Origin of the sequence: Corallococcus interemptor, assembly GCF_003668875.1 — a bacterium.
Taxonomy (GTDB): Bacteria; Myxococcota; Myxococcia; order Myxococcales; family Myxococcaceae; genus Corallococcus; species Corallococcus interemptor.
This window is the reverse complement of the sequence record NZ_RAWM01000095.1, coordinates 25,953-34,145: the sequence shown is the minus strand read 5'-3', so window position 1 is coordinate 34,145 and position 8,193 is coordinate 25,953. Positions and strand designations below refer to the sequence as shown.

Annotated in this window: 8 protein-coding genes; 2 read left to right on the top strand and 6 right to left on the bottom strand. The window is 71.7% G+C overall.

Annotated elements, in window-relative coordinates; translation table 11 throughout:
* Positions 1-59: 59 nt before the first annotated feature.
* The 6 genes from D7X96_RS27610 to D7X96_RS27585 all read right to left on the bottom strand — a co-directional run bounded on the left by D7X96_RS27610 (position 60) and on the right by D7X96_RS27585 (position 6,194).
* Positions 60-959, bottom strand: a complete 900-nt coding sequence (locus D7X96_RS27610) for a 5-oxoprolinase subunit C family protein (protein ID WP_121771121.1) — start codon at positions 957-959, stop codon at positions 60-62.
* Positions 960-1,062: 103 nt separating this feature from the next.
* Positions 1,063-2,352: a LamB/YcsF family protein gene (locus D7X96_RS27605; RefSeq protein WP_121771120.1), complete on the bottom strand. Its 1,290-nt coding sequence runs from the start codon at positions 2,350-2,352 to the stop codon at positions 1,063-1,065.
* A 27-nt stretch (positions 2,353-2,379) separates the two neighbouring features.
* Positions 2,380-3,072, bottom strand: coding sequence for a histidine phosphatase family protein (locus tag D7X96_RS27600; RefSeq protein ID WP_121771119.1), 693 nt, complete (start codon positions 3,070-3,072; stop codon positions 2,380-2,382).
* On the bottom strand, positions 3,072-4,151 hold the full coding sequence (locus D7X96_RS27595) for a phosphotransferase family protein (RefSeq protein WP_121723024.1): 1,080 nt from the start codon (positions 4,149-4,151) through the stop codon (positions 3,072-3,074). Before D7X96_RS27595 ends, D7X96_RS27600 begins: the two co-directional genes overlap by 1 nt.
* A 2-nt stretch (positions 4,152-4,153) precedes the next feature.
* On the bottom strand, positions 4,154-5,392 hold the full coding sequence (locus D7X96_RS27590) for an acyl-CoA dehydrogenase family protein (RefSeq protein ID WP_120550301.1): 1,239 nt from the start codon (positions 5,390-5,392) through the stop codon (positions 4,154-4,156).
* Between the two features lie 79 nt (positions 5,393-5,471).
* A complete protein-coding gene (locus D7X96_RS27585; RefSeq protein WP_121723023.1) occupies positions 5,472-6,194 on the bottom strand; it encodes a TetR/AcrR family transcriptional regulator in 723 nt (240 codons plus the stop codon).
* Positions 6,195-6,327: 133 nt separating this feature from the next.
* Here D7X96_RS27585 and D7X96_RS27580 point away from each other — a divergent pair, with 133 nt between their 5' ends.
* Together D7X96_RS27580 and D7X96_RS27575 are read left to right on the top strand one after the other, a co-directional pair.
* On the top strand, positions 6,328-6,978 hold the full coding sequence (locus tag D7X96_RS27580; protein ID WP_120550303.1) for a hypothetical protein: 651 nt from the start codon (positions 6,328-6,330) through the stop codon (positions 6,976-6,978).
* A 60-nt stretch (positions 6,979-7,038) separates the two neighbouring features.
* Positions 7,039-8,178 (top strand): aminotransferase class V-fold PLP-dependent enzyme, encoded by a 1,140-nt coding sequence (locus tag D7X96_RS27575; RefSeq protein ID WP_121771118.1) that lies wholly within the window; start codon positions 7,039-7,041, stop codon positions 8,176-8,178.
* Positions 8,179-8,193: the final 15 nt, after the last annotated feature.

Sequence of the window (8,193 nt, the reverse complement as noted above, 5' to 3'; positions counted from 1 at the left end):
GGGCGGGGTCGTCGTGGGGCGCGGGCCGATCTTCGGAGGAGTCATGCCCCCAGTATCGGTCAGGCGGGGTCCGGAGTTGCCCCGGTGGGCCGGGAAGGGTGGTTCTTCCAGGCGTCGCGGGCGACCTCCAGGGTCACCGCCTGGAAGCGCACCGGCATGCCCGGACGGCGGGCGCCCAGGCGGCCCCAGTCCGCGCGGATGAGCGCGGCGATGAGCGGGTAGCCCCCGGTGGTGGGGTGGTCCGGGCCCATCACGATGGGCGTGCCGGAGAGGGTGACCTGGATGGCACCGCGCACCATGGGGCGGCACGTGCCCGCGCCCTCGTCACCATGGGGCACGGGAGGCCCGTCCAGCCGCTGTCCCACGCGGTCGCTGGCGGGCGACACGGAGAAGGTGCTGCCCAGGAGGAGCGCGACGGCCGCGTCGCTGAAGCGGGACGCATCCGGGCCCAGCAGCACGCGCAGCGGGGCGGCGGGGTCCAGGGCCTCCGTGAGACGTGACAGGTCGGCAGGGGAAGGGGCGGTGCCGGGAGGTCCCAGGGGGAGCGTGTCCCCGGTGCGCAGGGGCCGGCCCTCCCAGCCGCCCAGGCGGGCCACCCAGAGCGTGCCCTGGCCCCCCAGGACTTCAGGGACGGCGAGCGCGCCATCCACGGCCACGTAGCGCACGGCGTACCGGGTGGGCGCGGGCACGGTGAGCGTGGCTCCGTCCGCGAGGAGGCTGGGGGCTTCGCCATCCATGGACACGCGTACGTCGCGGCCCCGGGCACGCAGCTCCAGCCGGCCGAAGGCTTCCAGCGCCGCGGCCCCGGGCGCATTGCCCACCGCGCGGTTCGCCGCGATGAGCAGCTCCGGCACCCACGCGCCGCCGGGAGGGATGCCGTGATGCATGACCCCGGAGCGTCCTCCGTCCTGCACGGTGGCGGGCGCGCCCAGGCCGGTGATTTCGATACAGGCGCTCATGCCTCTTCACCCCGCGCGGTCCGCCTGGGCGCCCCTGCCGGCCGGGCAGCGGAAACCTGTCCGACAGTCGGACAGGTTTTGGGCCGCGTCGAACGGACGGCCTTCATGCCTCCACCTGCTCGAAGCGGACGCGGTCACCCAATTGGATCACCGCGCCTCGCGCCGGGTCGAACGCGGTGAAGTCCAGCGCGGTGCCCACGAGGTTCCAGCCTCCCGGCGATGCGAACGGATACACGCCCGTGCGCTCCCCGGCGATGCCCACCGAGAGCGCCGGCACCCGCGTGCGCGGCACCGGCAGACGGGGGCACGCGATGCTCGGGTCCACGTCTCCCAGGTACGCGAAGCCCGGCATGAAGCCCACGCAGCGCACCGTGTACTCGCGGGCCGTGTGTCGCCGCACCACTTCGTCCACGGACAGGCCCGCGTGCTCGGCCACCTTCGGCAGATCCTCGCCGTCGTAGCGCACGCGGATGCGGATGAGCGGATGAGCCACCCGGGCGATGGGCGCGACGCGCAGCCGTGTCAGCGCGAGCGCGGGGAACTCGGGCGGGACCGCCGGGTCGAAGTACACGCAGGCGTGGGCTTCGGTGATGGTCGCGTCCCGCACGCCCGGCAGCGCGTGCAGGGCGTCGAGCGCCAGGCCCCGGTCCACCGACTCCGGCAACACCAGCCGCAGCGCGCTGTCTCCCAGCGGCTCCGGCGGCTGCTCCAGCGCGTCCAGCATCGCGCGCACCTCGCGCGCCAGCGACACCGCGCCCGGCGTGTCGCCGTGCACGCAGAGCGTGTCCACCGTGCCGCCCGTGGCCAGCCGCACCGTGTTGTCCCGCGCCTGCCCCACGTCCGTCAGCACCGCGCCGGGCTGGCCGCGCGGAATCAACGAACCGTCCGGCAGCGTGCCCCGGTCCGCGAAGCCCTCGCGCGCATACCCGAGCCCCACCGCCCGCGCCGCGTCCCTCAACGCGCCGGCGCCGGGCCCCACGATGGTGACGTCCGTGCCCAGCGCCTCCACCACGCCGTCCACCACCGCGCGCGCCAGCGCCGGGGACTTGTTCGCCGCGTGGTACAGCGCCCCGTGCGGCTTCGCGTGCCGCACCGGCACACCCCGCTCACGGGCCAAAGCGGCCAGCTTCGCGCATTGCTCGGCCACCTGCGCGCGCAGCACCTCCGGCGCCACGTCCAGCGCCTTGCGCCCGAAGTTCTCGCGGTCCGCGTAGGACGGGTGCGCGCCCGCCAAAGTGCCGTGGCGCTCGCACAGCTCCAGCGCCCGCCGCATGGCCGCTTCATCCCCTGCGTGGCCTCCGCAGGCGATGTTCGCCAGGTGCGCGAGCGCGTAGAGCTGTTCGTCCTCCCCGGGCAGCTCCCCCAGGTCGATGTTGAGCAGGCACCGCGTCATGGGCCCACGCTACGCGAGCCCCCCACCTCAGCGGTAGGTGATGAGCCCGCGGTGTTCGCCTTCGAAGTGTCCGTGCTCATTGAGCGTGGACAGATACCTGCCCCGCTCGCTGTAGATGACCTTCGTGAGTCCACAGTTCGCCAGCGTCCAGTTCGTCCGGAACGCGTGCTCATCCGGGATGCCCAGCAGGTCCTGGCTGATGGCCGTGATGGGGCCGCCGGAAGTGAACACCAGCGCCGTCTTGGAGGGCCCCAGCGACGCGATGAGCGCCGCCAGCGCCTCCAGGCAGCGCGCCTTGAACGCGCTCCAGGGCTCCCGGTACTCGCTGTCGTGCCCGCCCGCGACCCAGCGCCCCACGGCCTGCGTGAAGAGGTCCTGGTACGCGCGGCGAGGGTCCTTCGCCTGCGCCAGCTCCTCGCGCAGCACGTGGAAGTCCGCGTAGCGCGGCGTGTGCCGGTGCACGACCTCTTCGTGGTCGAACTCGTTGAACCCGGCCGTGCGCACGGGCTCCACCTGCTGGCCCATCGCCTGGAGGCACGCGTCCGCCGTCTCGCGGTGGCGCAGCATCGTGCCCGTCACCACGGCGTCCACCCTGGGCAGCCGCGAGCGCAGCGCCGCGCCCAGCACGCGCGCCTGCTCCACGCCCACGTCCGACAGCTTGTCGTAGTCCTTCGCGCCGAAGGACGCCTGCCCGTGGCGGATGAGGTAGAGCGCGCCCATCAGCCGCCCGCCTTCTTGATGAGCCGCTGGCAGCGGTAGGCCAGGTAGTTGACGATGAGCCAGTAGTTCTTGAACGCCGGGTTGCGCGTCTGCTTGTGGTGGTAGCGGTAGTAGATCTGCTGCGCGATGACCGCGAGCCGGAAGACGCCGTAGACCTCGTAGAAGGTCCAGTTGGAGGGCTTCAGGCCGGTGCGCTCCAGGTAGTACGCCACCACCTCCTCGCGCGTGAGCATGCCGGGCAGGTCCGTGGGCTGCCGCCGCGTCATGCGCAGGAAGGCGTCGTCATCCGCCTGGACCCAGTAGGCCAGCGTGTTGCCCAGGTCCATCAGCGGGTCGCCCAGCGTGGCCATCTCCCAGTCCAGCACCCCGATGACCTGCGTGGGGTCCTCGGGCTTCAGCACCACGTTGTCGAAGCGCCAATCGTTGTGGATGACGCACGTCTTGATGTCCGGGGGCACGTGCGCGGCCAGCCACTCGCGCGTGCGCTTCATCCGGGGCACGTTCCAGGTGCGCGCCTTCTCGTAGCGGTCGGACCAGCCGGAAATCTGGCGCTGCGGATAGCCCGGCCCCTTGCCCAGCGACTGGAGCCCCACCGCCTGCGCGTCCACGCCGTGCAGCGCGATGAGCTGATCCACCACGTTGAGGCACAGCTGGCGCGTGCGCGCCTTGTCCAGGTCCAGCCCCTTCGGCAGGTGCTTGCGCGGGATGAGACCGGGGATGCGGTCCATCACGTAGAACTCCGCGCCCAGCACGGCCGGGTCCTGGCACAGCCCCACCATGGTGGGCACCACCGGGTACACGGGCTTGAGCGCCTGCTGCACGGTGTACTCGCGCGACATGTCGTGCGCGGACTTCGCCTTGGTGCCCGAGGGCGGCCTGCGCAGGATGAGGTCGCGGTTGTCGTACTTGAGCCGGTAGGTCCAGTTGGAGGCGCCGCCCGTGTACTGCGTCACCTCCGGCGTGCCCTGGAGCGAGGGCACCTGGGCCTTCAGCCACGCGTCCACCGAGGGCACGTCCAGCGCCTCGCCGGAGCGCACCGCCTTGCCCTCGTCCAGCGGGATGGAGACCGGGGTCGTCATGTTCAACCTCCCTTGCTGAAGCCGCGCTTCGCCAGCTCGATGCGGGTGATGACGCCCTTGTGGACCTCATCCGGGCCGTCCGCGATGCGCAGGCTGCGCGCCTGGGCGAAGAAGCCCGCGAGCGGCGTGTCGCGAGACACCCCCGCGCCGCCGTGCACCTGGATGGCGTCGTCCACCACCTGCTGGAGCACGTTGGGCGCCACGACCTTGATGGCCGAAATCTCCGTCATCGCGCCCATGGCGCCCACGTCATCCAGCTTCCACGCCGCGTACAGCGTGAGCAGGCGCGCCTGGTCGATGGCGATGCGCGCCTCCGCCACGCGCTCGCGGTTGCCGCCCAGGTTGATGAGCGGCTTGCCGAACGCGGTGCGGTTCATGCCCCGGTCGATCATCAGCTCCAGCGCCCGCTCCGCCGCGCCAATGCAGCGCATGCAGTGGTGGATGCGGCCCGGCCCCAGACGGCCCTGCGCGATTTCAAAGCCCATGCCCGGCCCGGAGATGAGCGCGGATGCCGGCAGCCGCACGTTGTTGAAGTGCACCTCGCCGTGGCCGTGCGGGGCGTCATGGTCGCCGTACACGGGCAGCATGCGAATGATTTCGACGCCCGGCGCGTCCAGGGGCACCAGGACCATGGAGTGCTGGTGGTGGCGGTCCGCGCCCGCCTGCGACGTGCGGCCCATGAAGATGGCCACCTTCGCGTTGGGGTGGCCCAGGCCGCTGGACCACCACTTCTTGCCGTTGAGGACGACGTGGTCGCCGTCCACTTCGGCGGTGGCCTGCATGTTGGTGGCGTCCGACGACGCGGCGTCCGGCTCCGTCATGCAGAACACCGAGCGGATGTCGCCCGCGAGCAGCGGCTTCAGCCACTGCTCCTGCTGCTCGGGAGAGCCGTAGCGCCAGAGCACCTCCATGTTGCCGGTGTCCGGGGCGCTGCAGTTGAAGACCTCCGGCGCCATGAAGCTGCGGCCCATTGCTTCCGCGAGCGGCGCGTACTCCAGCGTGCTCAGGCCCGCGCCCAGCTTCGCGTCCGGGAGGAAGAGGTTCCACAGCCCTGCCGCCTTCGCGCGCGCCTTGAGCTCCACCATCACCGGCGGCACCTTCCACTGGCGCCAGTCACCCCCGGCCTCCATGGCGTGCAGCGCCCGGAGGTAGTCGCCCTCCACCGGCTCGATGTGGTCAGACATGAAGCGCTTCACGCGCTCCAGGTATTCGGTCGTCCTGGAGGAAGGCTGGAAGTCCATGCCAGACATCCTGCGCCCCGCCGGGTTGGTGAGGCCACTGAATGTTGAATATGTGTTGGCGTGCTGGCGGTGTGCCTGCTCAGCGGCGGCGCGGGCCTGGCGCCTTGCGCGGCGTGCGTGACGAACGCGTGCCACGCCGGCCCTGGGCCTTCGGCTTGCGAGCGGGGGAGCGGGGCGGCGCGGGCTGCTCGATGCTGGCCAGGATGATCCGCCGCAAGAGCGCGTACACGGGCAGCGGGTCGAAGCCCTTGTCCAGCTGGTGGTGCAGCGCGAGCCCGTCCACGCACGCCTTGATGATGACCGCGTAGTGCAGGTCCTCGGCGGTAGGCGTCGAGTCATGGCCCGTGCGCACGTGCGCCACGGTGCGGGCAATCTCCTCGTCACCCTGGCCCAAGAGCTGCGCGACCGCGGGCGTCAGCTCCTTGTTGCGCAGGCCCAGCGCGAACAGCTCGTAGCGCAGCCGGCACGTGCCCGGCGCGTCCGTGGCCAGCTTCTCGCCCCAGGTGAACGCGGTCTGCGCCAGCTCCTCCGCGGGCGTCTGCGCGCGCAGCCGCTCCAGCTCCGTCAGGTACTGCCGGCTCGCCTCCTGGGTGACGGCCAGGAGCAGCGCGTCCTTGCTGCCGAAGTAGTAGTGCACCAGGCCCTGGTTCACCCCGGCCTCGCGCGCCACCTCCTTCACCGTCGCGGCGTCGTAGCCCCGTTCCCCCAGCACGCGCTGGCCAGCGGCGATGAGGCGCGCCCGGGCGTCAGGCTCCGGTGCGGCGGGGGGAGGCGGCGTCTTGCCACGGCGGGGGGAAGGCATCCCAGACCCATAGGGCACTGCCTCCTACCCCCGCAAGGGCAGCGACCGCTCGTTGCCTTGACATCCCGCGTCGGCGGTCTTAGTTAGTCGTGTGACTAAATTAGTCGTCCGGCTAAACCGAAGGAGACGGGCCATGCGAGTCGAGTCCAGGCGGTCGATGCAGTGGGTGAAGGCGGCGGCGGTGGGTGCGGCGTTGGTGTCGGTGCCGGCGATGGCGCAGGACATGACGTCCTCGTCCACGGGGCAGGAGGGGCAGCGGCGCGGGGCGTTCCTCCTGGAGCTGCAGCCGCCGGCGCTGGACGGCTCGCTGTATGGCATCCGGGCGGAGGTGGCGCCGTCGCGGGACTCGCGTCTGGCGTTCGGTCTGCTGGGGCGCGCGGGCGGGTGGAATCGCTCCCTGGGCGCGAAGGCGCGCTTCACCAACGTGGGCGGCAACGACGTGAAGCTCAACTTCGGCGTGGGCGTGGACAGCCGCTACACGCTGGCCTTCCTGGCGGACGGCACGGTGCGCCCGTTCGTGGGGATGACGGTGGGCCTGGAGGAGTTCGTCGCGCGTCCGGAAGGCGCGGCGATGCCGGACCGCAAGGACTACACGACGACGGCCTTCCTGGAGCCGGCGCTGGGCGTGATGTGGCGGCCGGGCTCCGGGCGCGTGGGCCTGTCCGCGCGGGCCGGCCCGGGCTTCACCTTCACGGACGTGCGGGAGCTGCGGGTGGGCTCCAGCAACCTGGGCCTGCGCACGGTGTACCCCACGGCGTCGCTGGGCCTGCTGGTCGTCCTGTAGTCGACCGGGGCTTTCCGGCGCGTGCCGTGGAGCGCGGTCGGGTGGATACACTCGCTGGCCATGAGTGCCCCGTTCGAGTCCTACCGCGCCGAGTTCCCCGTCCTGAAGGACCAGCTCTACCTCAACCACGCGGGAGTCGCGCCCACCAGCACGCGCGCCGCCGCCGCGGTGAAGGCCTGGATGGACGACGTGGTGAACCACGGCGTCCTCCATGAGCGAGGCTGGGAGGCCCACTGCGAGAAGGTGCGCAGTCTCGCGGCGCGCATCATCGGCGCGACTCCGGAAGAGGTGGCCTTCGTGCGCAACACCAGCCACGGTTTGGGGCTGGTGGCGGAAGGGCTGGACTGGCAACCCGGGGACGAGGTCGCCGTCGCCACGGGCATCGAGTACCCCTCCAACGTCTACCCGTGGCTGCACCTCAAGAGCCGGGGCGTGGAGGTCCGCGAGATCCCCACGCCGGATGGGGGCGTGACGCCGGAGGCCGTGGCGTCCGTGCTCACCCCGCGCACGCGGCTGGTGGCGGTGTCGTCGGTGCAGTTCGCCACCGGCCACCGCACGGACCTGGACGCGCTGGGTGAACTGTGTGAGCGCCGGGGCGTGCTGTTGTGCGTGGACGGCATCCAGAGCGTGGGCTGCATCCCGGTGGACGTGAAGAAGAGCCGCGTGCACTTCCTCAGCGCGGACAGCCACAAGTGGATGCTGGGCATCTCCGGCATCGGCTTCATGTACGTGGCGAAGGACGTGCTGCCGCGCGTGCGTCCCGTGCTGGTGGGCTGGCGCAGCACCACCGACGCGTGGAACTTCAACCGCTCGCACTTCGAGCTGCGCCCGGACGCGGCGAAGTTCGAGGAGGGCAGCGCCGCGTACCCCGGCATCTACGCGCTGGGCGCCGCGCTGGAGCTGCTGCTGGAGGTGGGGACGGACGCCATTGGCGCGCGCATTGGCCAACTGCTGGCCCGGCTGGACGCGGGCCTGCGCGGGCTGGGCTGCGACGTGGGCCCGGAGCCGAAGGACCGCGCGGGCATCCTCACCTTCCTGCCGCCCGGCGCGAACGTCCGCGCGCTCAGCGCGTACCTGGGGGAGCAGAAGGTGTCCCACTCCGTCCGGCGCGGGCGCATCCGCCTGTCGCCGCACTTCTACAACACGGAGGAGGAGATGGACCGGCTGGTGGAACTGGTACGCGCGTACCGGCCCGGGTGAGGCGTTCCACCCGGA

Excerpts from the sequence above, each read along its gene's own strand:
- D7X96_RS27610 (WP_121771121.1), bottom strand. The coding sequence starts at position 959 with ATGAGCGCCTGTATCGAAATCACCGGCCTGGGCGCGCCCGCCACCGTG.
- D7X96_RS27605 (WP_121771120.1), bottom strand. The coding sequence starts at position 2,352 with ATGACGCGGTGCCTGCTCAACATCGACCTGGGGGAGCTGCCCGGGGAG.
- D7X96_RS27600 (WP_121771119.1), bottom strand. The coding sequence starts at position 3,072 with ATGGGCGCGCTCTACCTCATCCGCCACGGGCAGGCGTCCTTCGGCGCG.
- D7X96_RS27595 (WP_121723024.1), bottom strand. The coding sequence starts at position 4,151 with ATGACGACCCCGGTCTCCATCCCGCTGGACGAGGGCAAGGCGGTGCGC.
- D7X96_RS27590 (WP_120550301.1), bottom strand. The coding sequence starts at position 5,392 with ATGGACTTCCAGCCTTCCTCCAGGACGACCGAATACCTGGAGCGCGTG.
- D7X96_RS27585 (WP_121723023.1), bottom strand. The coding sequence starts at position 6,194 with ATGCCTTCCCCCCGCCGTGGCAAGACGCCGCCTCCCCCCGCCGCACCG.
- D7X96_RS27580 (WP_120550303.1), top strand. The coding sequence starts at position 6,328 with ATGCGAGTCGAGTCCAGGCGGTCGATGCAGTGGGTGAAGGCGGCGGCG.
- D7X96_RS27575 (WP_121771118.1), top strand. The coding sequence starts at position 7,039 with ATGAGTGCCCCGTTCGAGTCCTACCGCGCCGAGTTCCCCGTCCTGAAG.